A 21,832-nucleotide genomic window follows, 5' to 3' on the forward strand; every position below is an offset into this window, starting at 1 on the left:
CGTCGGCGGCTGCGGCGAAAGCGAAAAGTGTGCTGGACGCTGGCGTCCTGTGCGACGAAACGACGAAGAAAATCGAACCGAGTTTGGAGCAATCCCATGGCTGTGCAGAAATCCCGTGTTACCCCGTCCCGCCGCGGCATGCGCCGTGCGCATGACGCCCTGAGCGCAAAGCAGCTGTCGACCGACCCGACCACGGGCGAAGTGCATCTGCGTCACCACATCACTGCCGATGGTTTCTACCGCGGCAAGAAGGTCATCCAGACCAAGACTTCTTCCGTCGAAGAAGATTGATGTGAGTGAAGGCCGCTGCCGTCCAGGCAGCGGCCTTTGCCGTATCTTCCCGGGTTACCGTCTGCGGTCACCCGCGCAACAGGAATGTCGATGAGCAAGCGGATCTACTCGAGGATCGCGGGCACCGGTAGCTATTTGCCGGAGAAAGTGCTGACCAACGCCGACCTGGAACGCATGGTCGAGACGTCGGACGAGTGGATCGTTTCGCGCACCGGCATCAAAGAGCGGCACATCGCCGCTGATGAAGAAACCACCAGTGACCTCGGCTACCACGCTGCGGTAAAGGCACTGGAAGCGGCCGGCATCGATGCCAGCCAGCTGGACATGATCGTGGTCGGTACCACCACGCCCGATCTGATTTTCCCGTCCACCGCGTGCCTGATCCAGGCCAAGCTCGGTGCGAGCGGTTGCCCCGCTTTCGACGTCAATGCCGCCTGTTCCGGCTTTGTGTTCGCGTTGAGCGTGGCCGACAAATTCATTCGTTCCGGTGATGCACGCTACGTGCTGGTCATCGGTGCGGAAACCCTCACCCGTATCGTCGACTGGAAAGACCGCACGACCTGCGTGCTGTTCGGTGACGGTGCCGGTGCGGTGGTGCTGAAGGCCGATGAAGAGACCGGCATCCTCAGCACCCACCTGCATTCGGATGGCAGCAAGAAAGAACTGCTGTGGAATCCGGTCGGGATCTCCGTCGGGTTCGGCAAGGGCGAAGAAGCCCGCGGCGCGATCCTGATGAAGGGCAACGACGTCTTCAAGTACGCAGTGAAGGCGCTGGACTCGGTCGTTGATGAAACCCTGGCAGCCAACGCGCTGACCAAGGACGACCTGGACTGGCTGATCCCGCATCAGGCCAACCTGCGCATCATCGAAGCGACGGCCAAGCGCCTGGACCTGTCGATGGACCAGGTAGTGGTGACGGTCGACCAGCACGGCAACACCTCGTCGGCTTCGGTGCCGATGGCGCTGGATCACGCGGTGCGTTCGGGCCGTGTGGAGCGTGGTCAACTGCTGCTGTTGGAAGCCTTCGGTGGCGGCTTCACGTGGGGTTCGGCGCTGCTGCGTTATTGATAACCCTCTGTCACGACATCGTTATATCGTCGTTGCGGCCCTTCGGGGCCGTAGTGCGTTATGGAGAAACCCCATGGTCGAACCCATCACCCTCGAAGGCCAGCGCGCTTGGCTGAAACAGTACGGGGAAGGCAGTCGCGCCGTTGCGCTGGGCCTGCTCAATTTCATCGCCAATCGCTTCCATCTGGATGCACTGCGCCCGCCGCCGCACCGCGGGGGTGATGCCGCTGCGCGTACCGAGGCGCGTCGGTTGGGTGAGTTGCAGGCGCAAGGGGTGAACGTGCCCGCCGTGCTGGGCAGTGGTCACGCCGCGCTGGTGCTGGGCGACAACGGCAGCTCGTTCAATACCTGTCTGCGAGAGGCCGATGACGCCGGTCGTGATCGGCTGGTGGCTGCTGCGATGCAGGCCATGGCGGACGCACATGCGCAAGGTGCCTACTTCGGTCAACCGCTGCCGCGCAATCTCACGTGGGATGGCGAGCATGTCGGCTTCATTGATTTCGAAGAAGATCCGCTGGAAGTGATGGACCTGGCGCAGGCGCAGGCCCGTGACTGGCTGATGTTCGGCTACGGCGTGGCCAAGTATTACGCTGACCGGCCGCAGCAGTTGCAGGCGTTGATGGCCGCAGCGATGGACGGCGCGAACGAGCCCGTGCGTGAGCATGCGCATGCGGTGACCGGCCGCCTGCAGCACGTCGCCAAGGCCAGCAAGAAGCTGGGTCGCTCGGCGCGTGCGCTGGCCAACGCCATCCTGATCGTGCACGGGGCCACCACGCTGGGCGTGCTGATGGTGCTGATGGTGTGCGTGGACTGGCTGGCCGACGGCCACTTGGACCTGCTTGAACTGTTGACCTGACCGACCGGGCTGGCGGCCTACGGCCGAGCCGACCTCCCGGCAGAATCGAGGGTAGAGCCGACTTCAGTCGGCTGCTTTACCTCCCGCGCGCCGCACCCATCCCGCCGAGCACGGCTCGGCGCTACCACCTGCGAGCTCCCGCCCATGCCCCGGTGCGCCCCCTGCATACGCGCACGTACAGACGGCCGACGGCAATCGCCTTTATCATGGCCTGCTTCGATTAAACCAAGCGGATGACCGCGTGACCGATTCCACTCTTGCGTTCGTGTTCCCCGGCCAAGGCTCCCAGTCTGTGGGCATGCTGGCTGAGTTGGCTGAGCTGCACCCGCAGGTGCGTGAGGCGTTCAGCGAAGCATCCGATGGCGCCGGCGTCGACCTGTGGGCGCTGTCCCAGGGTGGCCCCGAGGAAATGCTCAACCGCACCGAGTACACCCAGCCGGCCCTGCTGGCGGGCAGCATCGGGGTGTGGCGCACATGGCAGGCCCTCGGCGGCGCACAGCCTGCCGTGCTGGCCGGCCACAGCCTGGGTGAGTACACCGCGCTTGTTGCCGCTGGGGCGCTGAGCCTGCACGACGGTGCCCACCTGGTGCGCCTGCGTGGCCAACTGATGCAGGAAGCCGCGCCGGCCGGCGTGGGCGCCATGGCTGCCGTGCTCGGCGCCGAAGACGCCCTGGTGCTGGAGGTCTGCGCCGAAGCCGCTGGCAGCCAGGTGCTGGTGCCGGCCAACTACAACTCGCCCGGCCAGATCGTGATCGGGGGCGACGCCGCTGCAGTGGATCGCGCGCTGGCGCTGCTCGCTGAAAAGGGCGTGCGCAAGGCGGTCAAGCTGGCTGTCAGCGTGCCCTCGCATACCCCGTTGATGCGCGAAGCTGCCAACCGCCTGGCCGAAACCATGCGCGGCCTGGCCTGGCAGGCACCGCGCCTGCCGGTTGTGCAGAACGTGGATGCCAAGGTGCATGACGGCGTGGAAGCCATCGCCCAAGCGCTGGTGCAGCAGTTGTACCAGCCGGTGCAGTGGACGGGCTGCGTGCAGGCGCTGGCCGCACGCGGTGTCACCCGCATCGCCGAATGTGGCCCGGGCAAGGTGCTGACCGGCCTGATCAAGCGTATCGACAAGACCATCGACGGCCGTTCGCTGGCTACCCCGGGCGACGTTGAAGCCGCCCGTGAGGCATGGTCGGCCTGACCCCTTCCCGTTACCCGCCGCGCCGTGCCGTCCTGGCAGGGCCGTGCGCGGGTTACCGAACTGTTTCGAGGACTCCATCATGAGCAAGCCCCTGCAGGGTGAAATCGCACTGGTCACCGGCGCAAGCCGCGGTATCGGTGCCGCCATCGCCGATCTGCTGGCCGCCCAGGGCGCCACGGTGATCGGCACGGCCACCACCGATTCCGGCGCTGCCGCCATCGGCGAGCGTCTGGCGGCACAGGGTGGCCATGGCCGCGCGCTGAACGTCACCGACGCCGCTGCGCTGGACGCCGTGCTGGCCGACATCGCCAAGGAATTCGGCGCGATCAGCATCCTGGTCAACAACGCCGGCATCACCCGCGACAACCTGCTGATGCGCATGAAGGAAGAGGACTGGGCGTCGATCATCGACACCAACCTGACCAGCGTGTTCCGCACCAGCAAGGCCGTCATGCGCGGCATGATGAAGTCCCGCAAGGGCCGCATCATCAACATCGCCTCGGTGGTGGGTGTGACCGGCAATGCCGGCCAGGCCAACTACGCCGCGGCGAAGGCCGGCATCATCGGCTTCTCCAAGTCGCTGGCCAAGGAGATCGGCTCGCGCGGGGTGACCGTCAATGTCGTCGCGCCGGGCTTCATCGACACCGATATGACCAAGGCATTGCCGGACGAAGCGCGCGCTGCGCTGGTGGGCAACATCGCCCTGGAACGCCTGGGTTCGCCGGAGGATATCGCCCATGCGGTGGCCTTCCTGGCCAGCCCGGCGGCAAACTACATCACCGGAGAAACCCTCCATGTGAACGGCGGCATGTACATGCCGTAAGCACCGGGCGCACGGACCGCGCCGCAAGTGGTTGATCTGGATCGCATTTTGCAAGCATGCAAGGCGCTGCCGGTTTCCACTACACTATCCCACGGCCATCGCCACCGATGGCGTCTTTTTTGAACCACTACTCCATCTGGAGCGATACCCCATGAGCACCATCGAAGAACGCGTCAAGAAAATCGTCGTCGAACAGCTTGGCGTCAAGGAAGAAGAAGTCGTCACCACCGCATCGTTCGTCGATGACCTGGGTGCCGATTCGCTGGACACCGTTGAACTGGTGATGGCGCTGGAAGAAGAGTTCGAGTGCGAAATCCCGGACGAAGAAGCGGAGAAGATCACCACCGTCCAGGCGGCGATCGACTACGTCAAGGCACACATCAAGAACTGATGTACGGCCGCTGGTGCGCGGAGACGGCCTGCCCGTAACCGCGCACGGCACCCCATGGGGCCGCGCATGCGGCCCTGTGTGTTTGCATGGTTCCACAAACTGAGCACCACCCCGCGTCATACCCGCACCACCTTCGGGTCAGGAGAGAGCAATGAAGCGTCGCGTCGTCGTTACCGGCATGGGCATGGTTTCGCCACTGGGCAATGACCTGGCCAGCAGCTGGCAAGGTATCACCGAGGGCCGTTCGGGCATCGGCCCGCTGACCCACGTTGCAGACTCCTACCTGGACCGTTTCACCACCAAGATTGCAGGTGAGGTCAAGGATTTCGACATCACCGCCGACAACGAACTGTTCGGCAAGTACCGCGTGTCCGGCAAGGACGCGAAGAAGATGGATCCCTTCATCCACTACGGCCTCGGCGCATCGTTCATGGCGCTGGCCGATTCGGGTCTTGAGATCAACGAAGGCAATGCCGAGCGCATTGGCGCCATCGTTGGCGCCGGCATCGGCGGCCTGCTGGGCATTGAAGAACAGACCATCGACTTCCACGAAGGCAAGAAGATCTCGCCCTTCTACGTGCCGAAGACGATCATCAACATGTTGCCGGGCCAGTTGAGCATCATCGCCGGCCTGAAGGGCCCGTCGTTCTCGGCGGTGTCTGCGTGCGCCACGTCGAACCATTCCATCGGCACCGCGATGCGCATGATCCAGTACGGCGATGCCGACGTGATGGTCGCCGGTGGCGCCGAGCGTGGCTCTTCGCCGACCGCACTGGGTGGCTTCTGCGCGATGAAGGCCATGTCCACCCGCAACGATGCGCCGACCGAAGCGTCGCGCCCGTGGGACAAGGACCGCGATGGCTTCGTGCTGGGCGATGGCGCCGGCATCCTGATCCTGGAAGAGTACGAGCACGCCAAGGCACGCGGCGCGAAGATCTACTGCGAACTGGCCGGCTTCGGTGCCAGCTCGGATGCGTACCACATGACCGCCCCGGCAGAGAGCGGCGAAGGCGCCGCGCGCTGCATGGTCGCGGCCATGAAGGACGCGGGCGTCAACCCGGATCAGATCGGTTACCTCAACGCGCACGGCACCTCCACGCCGCTGGGCGACCTGGGCGAGACCATGGCGATGAAGACCGCCTTCGGCGACCACGCCTACAAGATGCTGGTCAGCTCCACCAAGTCGATGACCGGCCACCTGCTCGGCGCCGCCGGCGGCGTGGAAGCCATCTTCTCCGTGCTGGCCCTGCAGGACGGCGTGATCCCGCCGACCATCAACCTGCACCAGCCGGGCGAAGGCTGCGACCTGGACTACGTGCCCAACGAAGCGCGCCAGGCCAAGGTCGACGTGGTGATGTCGAATGGCTTCGGATTCGGCGGCACCAACGGCACCCTGGTGTTCAAACGCGCCTGAGGGCGACCACCAGGCTCTGGTAGAGCCGACGTCAGTCGGCTGCCCTAGCCCGCAGGGCGCCCGCCACCGCCCGGCCCTGGTAGAGCCGACTTCAGTCGGCTGCCGTAGCCCGCAGCGCGGCCGCCACCGCCCGGCCCTGGTAGAGCCGACTTCAGTCGGCTGCCGTAGCCCTCACGGCGGCCGCCACCGCCCGGCCCTGGTAGAGCCGACTTCAGTCGGCTGCCGTAGCCTTCGGTGTGACAACTACCGCTTCGCTCGCCGAGCATGGCTCGGCGCTACCCTCCAGGCTCAGGCTTCCGCACCATGCCCGATCCGACTCCACGCTCAGGCTTCCGCGCCATGCCCGATCCGATCCTGATCCAGTCCCTGAGCACCCCCGTCGATCTGCTCGCCCTGCAGCAGGCCGACCCGGCGCGGTTCCCGTTGCTCATGGAATCCACGGCATCGGGCACCGCCCAAGGCCGCTGGGACCTGCTGCTGGTCGTCAGCGAGGAATACCTGCGCCTGGACGCCGACGGCGTCACCCGCGACCACCACGGCCGCGCGCACGGCGGCAGCTTCCTCGACGCCCTGGACGGCGCGTGGCACGCCGAGCGTCTCCCGTCGTCCACCGACCGCAGCCTGCCGTTCCGCGGTGGCTGGGCGCTGCTGCTGGACTACGAAGTGGCCAGCCAGATCGAAACCGTGCTGCCGCGGATGGCGCGTACCGACGGCCAGCCCACCGCGCTGGCCCTGCGCTGCCGCGCCGCGGTGCTGTACGACCACCAGCAAGGGCGAAGCCACCTGATCGCCGAAGCCGGCCAGGAAGCGGTGCTGGAGGCCCTGCGCGTGCAGCTGACGCAGCCGCAAGCCGAAGCAGGGGAGGGCTGGCAACCGCCCGTCAGCGTCGAAGAAGACGCGCCCATTCGTTTCACCGACGGCGTGCGGCGGATCATCGACTACCTGCGTGCCGGCGACGTGTTCCAGGTGAACCTGTCGCGGCGCTGGTGCGCACGCTTCGCCGAGCCGGTGAGCCCGCAGGCGCTGTACGCCCAACTGCGCCGCGCCAACCCCGCGCCGTTCGCCGGCCTGTTCACCGGCCATGGCCGCCACGTGGTCAGCTCATCGCCCGAACGGCTGGTATCGGTGCACGGTGGCCATGCCCAGACCCGCCCGATCGCCGGCACCCGTCCGCGCTTTGATGGCGACGACGATGCCGCCCGCATCCAGGAGCTCGTCGGCCATCCCAAGGAGCGCGCCGAACACGTGATGCTGATCGACCTGGAGCGCAATGACCTGGGCCGTATCTGCACCCCCGGCAGCGTGGTGGTGGACGAACTGATGACCGTGGAAAGCTATGCCCACGTGCATCACATCGTCAGCAACGTCAGCGGCCAGCTGCGTGCGGAGGTAACGCCCGGCCAGGTGATCGCCGCCACCTTCCCCGGCGGCACCATCACCGGCTGCCCCAAGGTGCGCTGCATGCAGATCATCAGCGAACTGGAGCAGGTGCCACGCGGTGCCTACACCGGCGCCTTCGGCTGGTTGAACCGCGACGGCGACCTGGACCTGAACATCCTGATCCGTACCGCCGAAGTGGACGGCCACGAGGTCAGCTTCCGCACCGGCGCCGGCATCGTCGTCGATTCGGAGCCCGACAAAGAACTCGACGAAACCCGGGCCAAGGCCCGCGGCCTGATGCGCGCCCTCGGCCAGACCGGCTGATCGCATCCGGTAACGACGGCCGCTTGACCGGGTAGTGACGGCCGCTGGCCGTCAGCTGTTGCCCCGGCGTCGCTCACGCCGGGCACGGCTCGGCGCTGCACGTTCGCGGTATCCTGCTCTCCTGATTCAAATCCCGAGGTAATCCATGGCGGCAGCCAAGCGCGGGTGTCTGTTTGTCGTAGGAACGCTGATCATCCTGGGCGCCATCGCGGTCGGTGCCGGGGCCTGGTTCTACTACGAACAACGCCAATTCGCCGACACCCCGCTGACCCCCAGCGAGGAGAGCATGGTCATCGCCAGCGGCGATGGCTTCAACACCGTGCTCGGCAAGCTGCGCACCGCCGGCGTGGACGAAGGCCAGGACGCGCAGTGGCAACTGCTCGCGCGCCAGCTCGATGCTGCCGGCAAGCTGAAAGTAGGCGAGTACGCGCTGGACGCGTCGCTGACCCCGCGCGAGCTGTTGCTGCGCATGCGCCAGGGACGCGTACTGCAGCACCGCCTGACGATCATTGAAGGCTGGAACATCCGCCAGGTGCGCGCCGCGCTCAAGCGCGCTACGCCGCTGGTGCACACCACCGATGATCTCGACGACAGCGCGCTGATGCAGCGCCTCGGCTTCGGCGGCGAGCACCCGGAAGGCCGTTTCCTGCCGGAAACCTACGTCTACCAGCGCGGCGACACGGATCTGGACCTGCTCAAGCGTGCGCATGCCGCCATGGAGAAGGCCCTCACAGAGGCCTGGGAAAATCGCGCCGACGACCTGCCGATCAACTCGCCGTACGAGCTGCTCACCCTGGCCTCGATCATCGAGAAAGAAACGGCCTTGGCCAGCGAGCGTCCGCAGATCGCGGGCGTGTTCGCCCGTCGCCTGAAAATGGGCATGCGCCTGCAGACCGACCCCACGGTGATCTACGGCATCGGCCCGGCCTACGACGGCAACATCCGCCGCGTGCACCTGACCACCGACACGCCGTACAACACCTATACCCGCACCGGCCTGACGCCGACCCCGATCGCCATGCCCAGCCGTGATGCGCTCAATGCGGCCGCGCAGCCAGCGCCCGGCAACACGCTGTACTTCGTGGCGGTGGGCGATGGCAGTGGCGCGCACATTTTTTCGGCCAGCTATGCAGAGCACAACGTGGCCGTAGCGCGTTACCTGCAGCAGCTGCGCCAGAACCGCAGCAAGGAGATCCCGGCGCAATGAGTTCCGCGCTACTGCGCCACCCGCGTTTCGTCAGCCTGGAAGGCGGCGAGGGCGCTGGCAAGACCACCGCCATCAATGCCATCCACGCCGCCCTGCGCGCGCGCGGACACGAGGTCGTGCTGACCCGTGAACCCGGCGGGACGCCCCTGGCCGAACGCATCCGCGCCATCGTGCTCAAGCCCGACGCCGACATCGCCGACGAACCGCTGAGCGCCGAGGCCGAGCTGCTGCTGGTATTTGCCGCACGCGCCCAGCACGTGCGCCAGATCATCCAGCCCGCCCTGCAGCGCGGTGCCTATGTGGTGACGGATCGGTTCACCGATTCCAGCTATGCCTACCAAGGGGGCGGCCGTGGGCTGGAGGCCGACTGGATCGCCGATCTGGAGCGCCGCGTGGTCGGTTTGCTGCCCGGCCTGACGCTGCTGCTCGACGTGGATGTGGATGTCGGCCGCGCACGCGCCAACAGCCGCGACATGTGGCCGGACCGCATCGAAAACGAGCAGGACGATTTCTTCCAGCGCGTACGTGAAGTCTTTCGCGACCGCGCCCGCCACGATGCACAGCGGTTCGCGCTGATCGATGCCAGCCAGCCGCAGGACCGCGTCGCTGCCGATGTGGTGGCGCGCGTTGAGCAGTGGCTGCACGAACAGGAGCGCGCATGAGCACGACACCCCTCCACGGATTCTCACCGTGGCAGCAGCGCGCCTACGACCAGATGATTGCCGCACTGGATGCCGGGCGCCTGGGCCATGGCCTGCTGATCTGCGGACCGGCCGGGCTGGGGCAGCGTGCCGTGGCCGATGCGTTGGCGCTGCACGTGCTGAGCCAGGGCGGTGGCCCGCAGGCCGAGCGTACCCGGCAGCTGATTGCCGCCGGCACCCACCCGGACCTGCAGATCATCAGCTTCATTCCCAACAAAAGCGGCGACAAGCTGCGCACCGAGATCGTCATCGAACAGGTGCGCGAGATCGGCCAGAAGCTCTCGTTGACCCCGCAATACGGCGTCGCCCAGGTGGTCATCGTGGATCCCGCCGATGCGATCAACCGCGCGGCCTGCAATGCGCTGCTGAAGACCCTGGAAGAACCGCAGCCCGGCCGCTACCTGTGGCTGGTGAGCAGCGATCCGGCACGGCTGCCACAGACCGTGCGCAGTCGCTGCCAGCGGCTGGAGTTCAAGCTGCCGCCGCGCGAAGAAGCGCTGGCTTGGCTGCAACAGCAGGGGCACCGTGAAATCGATGCCCTTGAAGCGCTGGACGCCGCGCGCGGCCACCCCGGGCTGGCCGATTCCTGGCTGCGCGAAGAGGGGCTGGAGCTGCGCCGCGAAGTCACCAAGGACCTGGAACAGCTGGCTGCCGGCCGCACCGGAGCCGTAGCGCTGGCGCAGAAGTGGACCGGCGATGACGATGCCGCGCTGCGTCTGCGCTTCGCGGCGGACCTCGCGCTGGCCCAGGCCAGCAGCGATGGCTTGACCGCGCCGGAGCGATTGCACAAGCTGGCAGCCTGGTTCGACGCTGCCAACCGGACCCGCGACCTGCTGCGCACCACCGTGCGCGCGGACTTGGCCGTGGTGGAACTGTTGCTGGCCTGGAACAAGGTCAACGAACGGCAGCACCCAAGGGGTAATCGATGAGTGCCACCAACGCCCGACAGGGCATCCTGTCCCTTGCCGTCAAGGACAAGGCCGCGCTGTACAGCGCCTACATGCCGTTCGTGAAGAATGGCGGCGTGTTCGTGCCTACGCCCAAGCGCTACTTCCTGGGTGATGAAGTGTTCCTGCTGCTGACCCTGCCCGATTCCAGCGAGCGCCTGCCGGTGGCTGGCAAGGTGATCTGGGTGACCCCGGCCGGAGCGCAGGGCAATCGCACGGCGGGCATCGGCGTGCAGCTGGCCGACGGCCAGGAAGGGGAGAGCGTGCGGCACAAGATCGAGACGCTGCTGGCGGGTCTGACCACGTCGGAAAAGCCGACGCACACGATGTGAAATCGGCGATGTGAAAAGTGTTGACGCTCTCGGAAAAGTTCCTATAATGAGCGGCTCAGCAGCATCGGGCGGTTAGCTCAGCGGTAGAGCATTGCCTTCACACGGCAAGGGTCACAAGTTCGAACCTTGTACCGCCCACCATGATTCAGTCGAAAAAGCCTCCGGAAACGGGGGCTTTTTTGTGTCTGTGGGGCTGGGACGTGGGCGATGCGGAAGATGACAAAGAAGTCGCAGGAAATAACTGCCTTGGAGAGAATGCGAACGCCAAGTCGTCGCGCCGGGCGCTGATTCGGGCCCGCAGGGTAAATGCGATTTGCAGGTAGCGGATTTCTGTCTTCGACCCATCTTTTCAGTAAAAAGCCGACTGTCCCGATGACCATGAGCGCGGCGGACTCGCGGAGGGCTGATTCGCTCGATGGGTACGTTGCGTGAACCACGTCAAAACGCGACTATGCAGGCACTGCCAATGGAAGGGGGTGCGGTATGTTGAAGATTCCGAAGAAAGTCTTGGATCGATGGCCCACGACGGTCAAGCCGCTGGTCGCCGTAGCGGTATCCCACAAAACAAAAGATGTGTCCGAAGCGGATACCGTAACGCTGGTAAAAGACATGCTGGCCGAGGTATTCGGCTATGACAAGTACAACGAACTGACCAGTGAGCAGCAGATCAGGGGCACCTTCTGCGACTTGGCCGTCAAGATCGACGGAAAGATCCGCGTCCTTATCGAAGTTAAAGCTGCTGCCATTGCGCTCAATGAGACGCATCTAAGGCAAGCGATCAACTACGGCGCCCATGAAGGCATCGAGTGGATAGTGCTGACCAACGCGCTGGAGTGGCGCCTTTACCGGATCAAGTTTGGTCAGCCCATTGAGTACGAACTTGTTTCATCGTTCTGCGTTGCAGATGTGAATCTGAAGAACGAGGAAGATCAGCGCCGCTTGTTCCTGCTCTGCAGGGAGGGCATCACGTCCGACGCGATGGGCCTCTATCACCAGCACATCTCGGTGCTCAACAAGTTCACCGTGGCCCAGGTGGTATTGGGTGAGCCCGTTGTTGCAGTCGTGCGCCGAGAGCTTCGCCGCCTTTTCCCTGAACTCAAGATCGAGTCCGAGGCAATTGTTGAATTGCTGAACAACGAGATTCTCAAGCGAGAGGTATTGGACGGAGAGAAGGTCAAGGACGCCCAACTGCGGATACGCAAGGCACAGTCGAAGAGCGCGAAGGATCAAGCCAGCAGGCAATCCGTGCGTGAAGCTCAGGCCGTGCCCGAGGCCTGACATAAAGAAGGTGCGCCGTTCATCAACTGTCCGAGAAAAGCCCGAATGAGGCTGGTTCGTTGGTCCCGTGCGATGCAGTAGAAAAGCGTCAGCTCAAGCACGCCCGGTGAGCCGCCGGGCTTTGCTTTCTGATCAAGCCCTGAGCCGAATTGGATCTTAGCGAAACGAGCTAATCGTCAGCCATTCCGTTTTCTTGGGTCGAGTTGCTTGGTGTGCGTACGCTTGAACCTGGGTCCCTTTTACGTCTCTTTCGGGTCTTGCTCTCCACGGACGCCATTACCGCATCCGGCACGTCGATCACGACGTACAGGCCGAGCTCAGTCAGCACGGTGAAGAGCTTCTCCCACTGAACGGTGCCGCCGCCACGTTCCACTTTGGCGAGGAAGTTCTCGCTGACGCCGATTCCTTCAGCGGCGTAATCCTGCCGCATGCCTTGCTGCTTGCGCGTGGCGCGCACCAAGGGCCCTAGATCCTCGGGTCGGTGCAGCCTTATCTTCATCGGGAATCCTTGCGATCGTGCGGATTTTCAGCTTCAACGACGTCGGCGGGTGATTTTCCCCACGATCGTAAGGATTTTCAGTCCAGCCCACGTCTGCCGGGTTGTTGGGTCTGCGGAAGCTTGCGTAGGTCGGGCCATGGATGTCGAGCCTCATCAGCCTCGTTGCGTGTCGCATGCTCCTCGTGCCAATGAACACGCCCTCTCAGCGCCTCTGCGAGGAAAGGTCGAGTGCAGGGGAAACGCGTCGATTCGACCTGATGCGATGGGCACGCATCCGCAACACCCACTTCCCAACTTTCCTCATGGACGCAGGCACTTACCGCTGCGCACGATAGCCACGCTGTCACCACGGGGTGGCAGCCGGGATTGGCATCCTGTCAGAAGAAATCCGTGAAGCTCTGTTATGCCTTCTGGGCACGGCGGAGAATGCACTGCACTGCCCAACGGTTACACGGTGGGCGGTGCGGGGGATCCCTGATCCGCCGGTTTCTCGATTTCTTCTCCGGTATGCCAACCCGCATCGTCCGCCACCTTGCGCCCTCGCGCGGGTGGCCTCAACGCATGCGAGGTCCTATCGATGACAGCCGAACAGCCCTTGGGCAGCGCGCGTGTGGCGGCGCTGCTGGGCGAGCAGATCCACGACGTGCCGTCCTGCTTCATTGCAAAGCTGGAGCGTCGGCTGCAGGAGTTTGAACGGCTGACGCCGGTGGTAGGTCATCTCAGCCATCGAGTGGTCGTGCCCGCTGCGCCGGCCGCCGTAACGCCGCGTTTCGAGGACCTGGAGCGGCACGGCAAGGTCGCCGTTCCCCTGCGCGTGATGCAGGCACTGGATGCGGCGCTGGAGATTCTCCATGCCGAACAGATAGCGCGGCGCGATGGCGATGACGGCACACTGCTGGGTGATCATCTGCTGGAGGGGTTGCTGATTGCCGGCCGCGAGTTGATCAAGTCATCGGCAGGCACGCAGTTGGCCCTGCGATGACGGGTTCCTCACCGTCCAGTTCGAAAGCGCGCGCACGCGTGGCCTGATCCAGAGCGCGTCACCGACGCGCCGTAGATGCTGGTTGCGATGCCTTGATGGCATGGAATCTGAGGGGTGTCGCTGGCTCGTGGGAAGCGGGACGGCCAGCGGCCGTCACTACCGAAAGCTGAGGCGTAGCCGGAAGCCAAAACGCATACGGGGCTGCATCCGTTGGGATGCGACCCCGTTACCTGCTTACTTGGGCAGCGCGTACGCCACCACGTAGTTGCCGCGCGGGGTATGCATGAAGTGGTGTCCCGTTGCGGTGATCACCAGATACTCCCGGCCGCCTTCTTCGTAGATCATCGGCATGGCTTGGCCGCCGGCGGGCAGCGGGGCCGACCACACGGTCTTGCCGGTGGTGATGTCGATGGCGCGGATCAGGTCATCGGTGGCTGCGGCGATGAACACCAAGCCGGATTTGGTCACCACCGAGCCACCGTTGTTCGGTGTACCGATGACGATCGGCAAGCCGGTCGGCAGGCCGAACGGGCCGTTCTTGCGGGCGGTGCCCAACGGGCGGTCCCACACGGTGCGGCCGTCGCGGACGTCGATCGCGCGGATGCCGCCGTACGGGGGTTCCTTGCACAGCATGCCGGTGAACTTCATCTGCCAGCCGGCGTTGACGTCCACTGCAACCGGCAATCCTTCCTGCGGATCACCAGCGCCTTCGCCGTGTGCCTTGTAGCCCGGATCGTTGATGATCTGCGGCGCCTTCCAGCCCTTCTTGTCGGCCTCGGCACGCGTCACCAGACGGGTGTAGTTCGGCATGTCGTTGTAGTTGGCGATGATCAGGCCACGGGCCGGATCCAGCGCGACGCCACCCCAATCCGATCCACCGTTGTAGCCGGGATAATTGATGATCGGCTTGTCCACGCTGGGCGGGGTGTACTGACCGCGATAATCCGCCTGGTGGTACTGGATACGGCACGCCAGCTGATCCAGCGGCGTCAGGCCCCAGGTTTTCTCCGGCGTCATATCACCCTTGGCCAGGCTGTTGAACAGCGAGAACGGCTGCGTTTTCGAGCGCGCAGCCGGCTCGAACCCACCCTGCGGGACAGCGCGTTCTTCCACCGGGAACAGCGGCTTGCCGGTCTCGCGGTTGAGCACATACACATCACCGCTCTTGGTCGGGAAGATCACGGCCGGCACGCGCGTGCCGTCGGCCTGCGGATAATCAAACAGCGTAGGCGGTGAGCCCGGATCGTTGTCCCACACATCGTCGTGCGTGTTCTGGAAGGTCCAGCGCGGCTGGCCGGTTTCCACGTCCAGCGCAGTCAACGACGGCGAGTACTTCAGCTCTTCAGGTGTGCGCTCGGAGGAATAGTAATCACCCGACGCATTGGCCACCGGCAGGTAAACCAGGCCCAGCTTGTTGTCGCCGGTGAACGAGCTCCATACATCCGGCGAACCGCGCTTGTAGACGTCCGTGCCGGTACGCGGTGCCGTATCCATCGGCGTTGCAGCGTCCCACGCCCACTTCGGCTTGCCGGTGCGCACGTCGTACGCCTTGGTCACGCCGGACGGGCCGTACGCGCGCTGGCCGTCGATGGTGGTGTGGCCAACGATCAACGTATCGCGCACCACGACAGGTGCGGAGGTGATGGCCACGTAGCCTTGGTAGACCTCGCCCATGCCTTCGGTCAGTTTCACTTCGCCGTTGTTGCCGAAGGATGCGCAGCGCTTGCCGTCACGTGCATCCAGTTCGATGATCCGTGCGTCCAGTGTGCCCACGATGATGCGGGCTGCGCAGGCACCACCGGTGGCGGCGACGTCGGTGTTCGGCGCGGTGGCGGGCTCTGCGAAATAAGCCAGCGAGCGGCAGGCCGGGGTATACGGCACGGCCTTGGACGTCACGCCGGGGTCGAAGGTCCACTTGGTCTTGCCGGTGGCGGCGTCCAGTGCGGTCACCGTGTTGAGATAACCGCAGACGAACAGCGAATCGCCGATTTTCAGCGGCGTGTTCTGTACACCCCAGCGCGAATCCGTGGGTGTCTTGCCGACTTCCGCGGTCCAGGCAACGCTCAGATTCTTTACGTTTTCCGGGGTGATCTGACTGGCCAGCGAATAACGCATGGTGGCCTGGTTGCCGCCGTAGCTGGGCCAATCGGAGGAGGGCAGTGCACTGTCGGTGCCTTCGCCGGTGCCGGCTTCGAACACGTTGCCGGCGATGGCGGGCACGTTGTCTGCTTCGGTTACGCCATGCGGCACGAATGCCAGTCCAGTGGCGACCAGGAAACCCGCCACCAGCACGCCGGTCACTGCACCGGCCTTGCGGCGGCTGACGCGCGCATGCAGCGTGGGCAGCAGCAGTGAGAACGCAATGGCAAAGACCAGCACCAGCGCAAAGCGCGGCACCCACGCCCAGTAACGCGTACCGGCTTCCCAGATGGTCCACGCCAAGGTGATCAGGAACATGGCGCCAAACCACAGCGAGGCCGATGGTCGCCTGCGTGCCAGGCCGATCGCGCTGGCCAGGCTGAGTACGCCGGCGATGGCGTAATACCAGTTGCCGCCCAGTGATATCAGCCAGATACCGCCGCCTATCATGTACAGGCCGAATGCGCCCAGTAACAGTGACAGTAGCCACCTGCCTGCGCGAGTGATGGGTTTTTCCGAGGAGTTCATTTTAATTCCGAGGGAGGTGGACGTCCCTGTGACCCATCCGGACCGTCTTGCGGCGCGTGGTGGAGGGAACCGATGGCCAGGTAACTGCGCGGTTGGCACAGAGGCATGGCGCCTGATGCCATGCCCTCTCCGCATGACCGTGCAAGGCTATGCCTGCTAGGGTGAAGAGGGCATGGAATTTGGGCCCTGTTTCATGCGAATGTTTTGCAGCATCAGGCGGCTTGCACGGACGCGGGTTGTTGGCGAAACAACAGGTCGTGTCGAAACCGCTATGCGCCATTTCTTTTGAATAAGCGGAGCGACGACAATGGACAGAACCGACACAGGGAAATCGAACGCTTCGGATTACTACGCATTCCGAATCAAAAAGCGCGACGCTCGCTACATCGCGGCGATTGTGATTTTCTGGTTTATCTGGAGCGAGGCCGGGGAGTTGTCCGCACTGTTTCAGCGCCTTGGTGGGGCGATAATCTAAGGCTGACTTCGGACCCCTATTCAGCTTCCGTCAAAAATATGAATGCGTTCAGCTGATACGCTTTCGGCTTGGTTTAGGCCGCGCAGAAGCGCAAGGAGTTTCATGTCCTTGGAAGCGGTGGTGTACACAAGCCGGGTCAGCAAGCGTATCGACCCCCATGAGCTTCAGGCGCTGGTATCCGATGCCGAAGCATTCAACAGCGGTGCCGATGTCAGCAGCGTGTTGCTGTTCGACGGTGGGCGCTTCCTGCACTATCTCGAAGGCCCTGCCAGGGGCCTCACCGATGCGTATGGCCGCGTGCGGCAAGCCAGCCGCCATACGAACATCATCGAAGTCGCCAAAGGGGTGGCCGGAAAGCGGCTGTTCCGTCACTGGCCGATCAAACGGTTCGATGTAGACAGCATAGTGCTGGGGTCCATCGCACGTGCTGACTGGTCCGGCTTCCTGCAGGGGCACCATCGCCCCGGTGCGGTGGATCACCTGCTCGATGTGGTGAATCGCCGACTGGATCCCGCATAAGGGTTATCCACCCTCATCAGCCTGCACGACATTGACCCGACTCCATCGGCGTGCGATAGAAACGCATGACGCGGGTTACCAACGGAGTTGGGGATGAGTGCAGGGACGATGGCGGTCAGAGGGTATTGGTTGCTGGGCACGCTGGCTGTGGCCGTCGCGATATGGGGCGTGTTTTTCAAGCGCGATGCGGCAGCTGAGAAAGTGGCTACGACACATGCGATGTCGGCCAGTGAAGCTTCATCGGGCGTGTCATCGGATGCTGGGCGTGTGCAGACCCCCGGCACCTCAACCCTACCGCTGGCAGGTGAGCCGCAGCCGGGCATGCACGGGTGGGTCCAGGGCTATCCGTGGGATCCGGCGCGGCCCGGAATTGCGATCAGTGAGGCGGATGCAGCGTGGCTGGACAGCCACGGTTTTCCGGGCGTGGATGTGGAGATGCGCCTACTTGGCCTGCCGCTGCCGACGCTGCAGGCTCTGGCCAACAACGGAAATGAGCCTGCCAAGGCAATCTATGCGTACCGCATCGCGCGGCAGGGCGCACCACGCGCACAGGTGCTTGAACTGCTTGAGAGCAGTGCCAGGGCGGGTTCCGTCTATGCATTGAAGACCGCAGGCGATATCCACATGCTGGTGGAGGGGTTCCAAGATCCCGCGATGGCGAACGCCTACTACATGTTGCAGGCACGGGCGGGCGATCAGGCGGGCTTTGCACAAGGCACCCTCATCGACTATCACCTGGCCCCCGAACAACGTTTTCGCGCGCGCGTGCTCGAGCAGGGGCTGTGGGATCGCCTCGCGCTCTCCGAACACGCCGATTCTCCGGTCAGGCCAGGCTATGACGAGTTTGTCGAAACTGTCTTCGCGGCACCGGGCGAAGGCCCTTGATGCAGCGCACCGTGCATTCCGCCTAGATCGATCTAATACTGCAGGCATCAATCCGGTTTGGGGAGGGCAGGGCATGGCGCTGGGCAGGAATCTGATCGCTGTGGCAATGGCAGCAACCCTATCGTTCGGCGCGCACGCAGCGCCTGCGGGTCAAGACAGCAAGCACGCGATGTCTGGCAACCCCATCCTGCCCGGCTGGTACGCCGATCCAGAAGCCGCAGTGTTCGACGATACCTATTGGATCTATCCCACCACCTCGCGCCCTTACGCGGAGCAGGTGTTCTTCGATGCGTTTTCCTCGCCGGACCTGGTGAACTGGACCAAGCATTCCGCCGTATTGAAGATTGAAGCCATCAGCTGGGCCAAAGAGGCGCTGTGGGCACCGTCGGTGGTGGAAAAGGACGGCAAGTACTACTTCTTCTTTTCCGCCAATGACATCAAGAACGATGACGAAGTCGGCGGCATCGGGGTCGCCGTGGCGGACAAGCCGGAAGGCCCGTTTCGCGACTATCTGGGCAAGCCGCTGATCGGTACCTTCCATAACGGCGCACAACCGATCGATCAGTTCGTCTTCAAGGATGACGATGGCACGTGGTACCTGATTTACGGCGGCTGGAAACACGCCAACATTGTGCGCTTGAAGGACGACTTCAGTGCTCTGCAGCCGTTGCCGGATGGGACGCTGTACAAGGAAATAACGCCCGCGCCGGAATACGTGGAGGGCTCGCTGATGTTCAAGCGCGATGGACGCTATTACTACATGTGGTCCGAAGGCGGATGGGGGGAGCCGGACTATGCGGTGGCCTACGCCATCGCCGATACACCCACCGGTCCGTTCAAGCGTATCGGCACGATCCTGCAGCAGGATCCGGCCATCGCCACCAGCGCCGGCCACCACTCGGTGATCCATGCGCCGGGCAGCGAAGACTGGTACATCGTCTACCACCGCCGCCCGTTGGGTGAGACCAGCCGCCACCACCGCGCGACCGCAATCGAGCGCATGTCGTTCGACGCGCAGGGGCACATCCTGCCGGTGAAGATCACGCACGAAGGGGTCAAGGCACATCCGCTGAAGTGACAGGAGGGACAGGGCGCTGGCGTGGGCGGTCGAGCGCATAGGGTGAGCGGCGTGGCGGGCGTGGCGCGTTCAGTCCACTATGCGGATCGACCCTTCTGCTTTCCCACCTGACCACAGGCAACCGCCACCATGGCCGATCCGTACAACAGCGCAGCGCGTCCTTCCACCGGTCACCTGCTGGATGATTCAATGGTCACCACCGCGCTGGAGCTTCCGGGCTTCCGCGTGGTGCGCAACCTCGGCGTGGTGCGCGGCATCACCGTGCGCTCGCGCTCCATCGTCGGCAACTTCCTGGGCGGCATCCAGACCCTGTTCGGCGGCAACATCACCATCTATACCGAACTGTGCGAGCAGGCCCGCGAAGAAACGTACCGGGACATGGTCAAGCACGCGCGCGTCCTGGGCGGTAATGCGGTGATCGCCATGCGCTACGACGCCACCGACATCATGACCGGGCTGACCGAGGTGCTGTGCTATGGCACGGCCGTGGTGGTGGAGCCCAGTCGCTGACAGGGCATACGGGACTCTGGATCGGGGCTGGAGGTGCGGGTGGCGTGGGCACCGATCAGGCGGTGCCGCCCCGTGAGATGATCTGAACAACCTCGCTGCAGCGGAGAATGCTTACACATGGACGTCCGCTACACGAGCACGACAGAGGGAATCGACTGGGACGCGCTCGCCGCTCTGTTGAGCCGGGCAGGGCTGGGAAATCGACCTCCCGCATTGCTCGAATCCCTCTTCCGGCAGAGCCAGGTCACGGTGTTTGCGTACGACGACGGCCAGTTGGTCGGGGCGGCGCGCGCGCTGTCCGATTACACGCTCTGGTCTGTTGTTTTTGATGTCGCCGTAGATCCCGCGTGCCAAGGCAAGGGCATCGGTGCAGCGCTCGTCAAACGCATTCTGCAGTTGGCGGGCACGCCGAATGCCATGCTGAAGTCGAATCCGGGCAAGGAGCGGTTCTACGAGATGCTGGGATTCGAGCTCATGCCGCTGGGGATGGAACGCAGGTCGTGATGTTGTCTTCAGGGCAGGCGCTGCCGCCGTAACCAGCGCGCCGCTTCTGCTTCCGCGTCATCCATCAGCGGCAGGGAATCAACGCGCTCGTCAGGCTCGATCGGGCCGCCATGGACCTGCCCGGTTCGGTCTACGAATGATGTCGTGGTCAGCTGCAACACCGTCCCATCCTGCAGCGTAAAGCCCGCGTTGCCGGTTGAAAGACCATGGGTGGGCGTACCGAAGCTGCGCGTGCGGGCTCGGCCGCGGAAGGCAAGCACCACCGCTTCACCCGAACTGGCGGTGTGATGGGAGCTGAGCACCGCGACAGGTAGCCGGCCAAGATCGCTTACCTGTGCAGCACGCTCGGTCATGCGGTTGCGCCACGCGGTACGGCTGCCATCCCGCCGCTGGAACCAGCCCAGCGTCTGGCCGCGCAGCAGGGGTTCCAGACCGTCCAACATCGGCCACATATTGCCGCCCCGGTTCTCACGAAGATCGACGACCCACGCGTGCACGCCTGCGCGAGTTCCGGCCTGCAACGCATCGGTTATCGAGGCGGTGTAGCGCGCTCGAAGCGCACGGTCGCTACCGAGGAAGCCCGGTACTTGGATAGAGCCGAGGCCACTATCGAGCAGTTTCCACGTCGCGGGCTTGAACACCGCGTGTTCTTGCTGCGGCAGCGCCGCTAGACGATCGGGGTCCAGCAGAACGCTGTGCCGGTCGCCCAACGCTCTCAGCACTTGGCGAATGGCGCGCCGTGCCTCACCGGACGTCGCATCCTCACGGGGCTGCCACTGTGTGCGGAAATCATCGGGGAGTTTCGCGGCGTTGAGTGCATTGCCGGCGATGACGTCCATCGCCTCGCGGTACAGCGCAATGCCCGGCGCAACGGGGGTAGTCGAAGGATGCAAGGTGACGCCCTGCAGTGCATACGCGCCGCCGCCGCGCACCGAGGTAACGACCTCCACGCGCGTCGTACGCGGCGAATGCTCAACGGCCAGCCTCAGGCCTTTCAGGTCGGCAGGCCCCTCGATCCGGCGACGAACTCGATCAAGTCGCCGCCAGCCGTCGTAGGACGCCAGTGATACCAACAGCGTCGTCGAATCGTCCACGCTGCCCGTATCCACGTCGAGCACGTACTGGCTGGCGTCGCCTGCCTCTGGGCGCAGTGCGTACGCGTAGCCGCAGATCTCTCCTGGTTCGGACACAACGCGTATCACCGCGCCGCGTGCGGATTCCGGGCTCCCGGCGAAGCTCTGAGTGCACGGTGCACCGACGTTGGCTATGCCCGTGCGCCACGGCTTCGGTACCGTCCATGCGATCCAGGCAGCGACGCAGAACACGAGCAGTGCGGCTACAGCAGCGGCGGACACCACTAGCCTTCGCAACAGGCCGCGGCGTCGTTTCTTCAAGTGCTTGTGCGCGCGCATGCTGCAACCCATTCCATCCTTGGCAGAGCGCTCAGTCTACTGCCGCCGCCGCTCCTCATGCTGCAGCTCGGGCGAGTGGAGGATGCGATGAAAGCAGTGCCGG

At 64.3% G+C, this 21,832-nt stretch carries 23 protein-coding genes and 1 tRNA gene; 21 read left to right on the forward strand and 3 right to left on the reverse strand.

Going from position 1 to position 21,832, the window contains the following annotated elements:
* The first annotated feature begins 96 nt into the window (after positions 1-96).
* The 14 genes from rpmF to IFT65_RS07515 all read left to right on the forward strand — a co-directional run bounded on the left by rpmF (position 97) and on the right by IFT65_RS07515 (position 12,198).
* Positions 97-291 (forward strand): 50S ribosomal protein L32, encoded by a 195-nt coding sequence (rpmF, locus tag IFT65_RS07450; protein WP_042613380.1) that lies wholly within the window; start codon positions 97-99, stop codon positions 289-291.
* Between the two features lie 90 nt (positions 292-381).
* Positions 382-1,359 (forward strand): beta-ketoacyl-ACP synthase III, encoded by a 978-nt coding sequence (locus IFT65_RS07455; protein WP_192080933.1) that lies wholly within the window; start codon positions 382-384, stop codon positions 1,357-1,359.
* 73 nt (positions 1,360-1,432) lie between these two features.
* Positions 1,433-2,215, forward strand: coding sequence for a serine/threonine protein phosphatase (locus tag IFT65_RS07460; RefSeq protein WP_192080934.1), 783 nt, complete (start codon positions 1,433-1,435; stop codon positions 2,213-2,215).
* A gap of 241 nt (positions 2,216-2,456) precedes the next feature.
* Positions 2,457-3,401 (forward strand): ACP S-malonyltransferase, encoded by a 945-nt coding sequence (gene fabD / locus IFT65_RS07465; protein WP_188324841.1) that lies wholly within the window; start codon positions 2,457-2,459, stop codon positions 3,399-3,401.
* A gap of 79 nt (positions 3,402-3,480) precedes the next feature.
* Positions 3,481-4,224: a 3-oxoacyl-ACP reductase FabG gene (fabG, locus tag IFT65_RS07470; RefSeq protein WP_192080935.1), complete on the forward strand. Its 744-nt coding sequence runs from the start codon at positions 3,481-3,483 to the stop codon at positions 4,222-4,224.
* Between the two features lie 151 nt (positions 4,225-4,375).
* Positions 4,376-4,615 (forward strand): acyl carrier protein, encoded by a 240-nt coding sequence (gene acpP, locus IFT65_RS07475; protein WP_188324839.1) that lies wholly within the window; start codon positions 4,376-4,378, stop codon positions 4,613-4,615.
* A 151-nt stretch (positions 4,616-4,766) separates the two neighbouring features.
* Positions 4,767-6,029 (forward strand): beta-ketoacyl-ACP synthase II, encoded by a 1,263-nt coding sequence (fabF, locus tag IFT65_RS07480; protein ID WP_188324838.1) that lies wholly within the window; start codon positions 4,767-4,769, stop codon positions 6,027-6,029.
* Between the two features lie 339 nt (positions 6,030-6,368).
* Complete coding sequence (locus tag IFT65_RS07485) at positions 6,369-7,733, forward strand: aminodeoxychorismate synthase component I (protein ID WP_192080936.1); 1,365 nt, start codon at positions 6,369-6,371, stop codon at positions 7,731-7,733.
* Between the two features lie 145 nt (positions 7,734-7,878).
* Positions 7,879-8,940, forward strand: a complete 1,062-nt coding sequence (gene mltG, locus IFT65_RS07490) for an endolytic transglycosylase MltG (RefSeq protein ID WP_192080937.1) — start codon at positions 7,879-7,881, stop codon at positions 8,938-8,940.
* Positions 8,937-9,602 (forward strand): dTMP kinase, encoded by a 666-nt coding sequence (tmk, locus tag IFT65_RS07495; protein WP_192080938.1) that lies wholly within the window; start codon positions 8,937-8,939, stop codon positions 9,600-9,602. Before mltG ends, tmk begins: the two co-directional genes overlap by 4 nt.
* Positions 9,599-10,570 (forward strand): DNA polymerase III subunit delta', encoded by a 972-nt coding sequence (locus IFT65_RS07500; RefSeq protein ID WP_192080939.1) that lies wholly within the window; start codon positions 9,599-9,601, stop codon positions 10,568-10,570. Before tmk ends, IFT65_RS07500 begins: the two co-directional genes overlap by 4 nt.
* Positions 10,567-10,920 carry a PilZ domain-containing protein gene (locus IFT65_RS07505; protein ID WP_188324833.1) on the forward strand — a complete coding sequence of 118 codons (354 nt, stop codon included), beginning with the start codon at positions 10,567-10,569 and terminating at the stop codon, positions 10,918-10,920. Before IFT65_RS07500 ends, IFT65_RS07505 begins: the two co-directional genes overlap by 4 nt.
* A 66-nt stretch (positions 10,921-10,986) precedes the next feature.
* Positions 10,987-11,061, forward strand: a tRNA-Val gene (locus tag IFT65_RS07510).
* A 342-nt stretch (positions 11,062-11,403) separates the two neighbouring features.
* Positions 11,404-12,198 (forward strand): type I restriction enzyme HsdR N-terminal domain-containing protein, encoded by a 795-nt coding sequence (locus tag IFT65_RS07515; RefSeq protein ID WP_192080940.1) that lies wholly within the window; start codon positions 11,404-11,406, stop codon positions 12,196-12,198.
* Between the two features lie 169 nt (positions 12,199-12,367).
* On the opposite strand, the gene IFT65_RS07520 is transcribed toward IFT65_RS07515, so the two are convergent.
* The gene (locus IFT65_RS07520; protein ID WP_192080941.1) at positions 12,368-12,697 is read right to left on the reverse strand and encodes a helix-turn-helix domain-containing protein; all 330 of its coding nucleotides are present in this window, start codon (positions 12,695-12,697) and stop codon (positions 12,368-12,370) included.
* Positions 12,698-13,274: 577 nt separating this feature from the next.
* Here IFT65_RS07520 and IFT65_RS07525 point away from each other — a divergent pair.
* The gene (locus tag IFT65_RS07525) at positions 13,275-13,679 is read left to right on the forward strand and encodes a hypothetical protein (protein WP_192080942.1); all 405 of its coding nucleotides are present in this window, start codon (positions 13,275-13,277) and stop codon (positions 13,677-13,679) included.
* 234 nt (positions 13,680-13,913) lie between these two features.
* Here IFT65_RS07525 and IFT65_RS07530 read toward each other — a convergent pair whose 3' ends face one another.
* The gene (locus IFT65_RS07530; protein WP_192080943.1) at positions 13,914-16,346 is read right to left on the reverse strand and encodes a membrane-bound PQQ-dependent dehydrogenase, glucose/quinate/shikimate family; all 2,433 of its coding nucleotides are present in this window, start codon (positions 16,344-16,346) and stop codon (positions 13,914-13,916) included.
* 307 nt (positions 16,347-16,653) lie between these two features.
* Between IFT65_RS07530 and IFT65_RS07535 the strand changes: the two genes are divergently transcribed.
* The 6 genes from IFT65_RS07535 to IFT65_RS07560 all read left to right on the forward strand — a co-directional run bounded on the left by IFT65_RS07535 (position 16,654) and on the right by IFT65_RS07560 (position 20,317).
* A complete protein-coding gene (locus IFT65_RS07535) occupies positions 16,654-16,821 on the forward strand; it encodes a hypothetical protein (protein WP_192080944.1) in 168 nt (55 codons plus the stop codon).
* 102 nt (positions 16,822-16,923) lie between these two features.
* Positions 16,924-17,340 carry a BLUF domain-containing protein gene (locus IFT65_RS07540; RefSeq protein WP_192080945.1) on the forward strand — a complete coding sequence of 139 codons (417 nt, stop codon included), beginning with the start codon at positions 16,924-16,926 and terminating at the stop codon, positions 17,338-17,340.
* A 93-nt stretch (positions 17,341-17,433) separates the two neighbouring features.
* Complete coding sequence (locus IFT65_RS07545; protein ID WP_192080946.1) at positions 17,434-18,225, forward strand: hypothetical protein; 792 nt, start codon at positions 17,434-17,436, stop codon at positions 18,223-18,225.
* A gap of 169 nt (positions 18,226-18,394) precedes the next feature.
* Positions 18,395-19,303 (forward strand): glycoside hydrolase family 43 protein, encoded by a 909-nt coding sequence (locus IFT65_RS07550; RefSeq protein WP_249405080.1) that lies wholly within the window; start codon positions 18,395-18,397, stop codon positions 19,301-19,303.
* Between the two features lie 129 nt (positions 19,304-19,432).
* Positions 19,433-19,813, forward strand: a complete 381-nt coding sequence (locus IFT65_RS07555; protein ID WP_188324824.1) for a YbjQ family protein — start codon at positions 19,433-19,435, stop codon at positions 19,811-19,813.
* Positions 19,814-19,930: 117 nt separating this feature from the next.
* The gene (locus tag IFT65_RS07560) at positions 19,931-20,317 is read left to right on the forward strand and encodes a GNAT family N-acetyltransferase (RefSeq protein ID WP_192080948.1); all 387 of its coding nucleotides are present in this window, start codon (positions 19,931-19,933) and stop codon (positions 20,315-20,317) included.
* Positions 20,318-20,325: 8 nt separating this feature from the next.
* On the opposite strand, the gene IFT65_RS07565 is transcribed toward IFT65_RS07560, so the two are convergent.
* Positions 20,326-21,729 carry a S41 family peptidase gene (locus IFT65_RS07565; protein ID WP_192080949.1) on the reverse strand — a complete coding sequence of 468 codons (1,404 nt, stop codon included), beginning with the start codon at positions 21,727-21,729 and terminating at the stop codon, positions 20,326-20,328.
* Positions 21,730-21,832 lie beyond the last annotated feature (103 nt).

The organism is Stenotrophomonas sp. CFBP 13725 (assembly GCF_014841935.1).
Lineage (GTDB): Bacteria > Pseudomonadota > Gammaproteobacteria > Xanthomonadales > Xanthomonadaceae > Stenotrophomonas.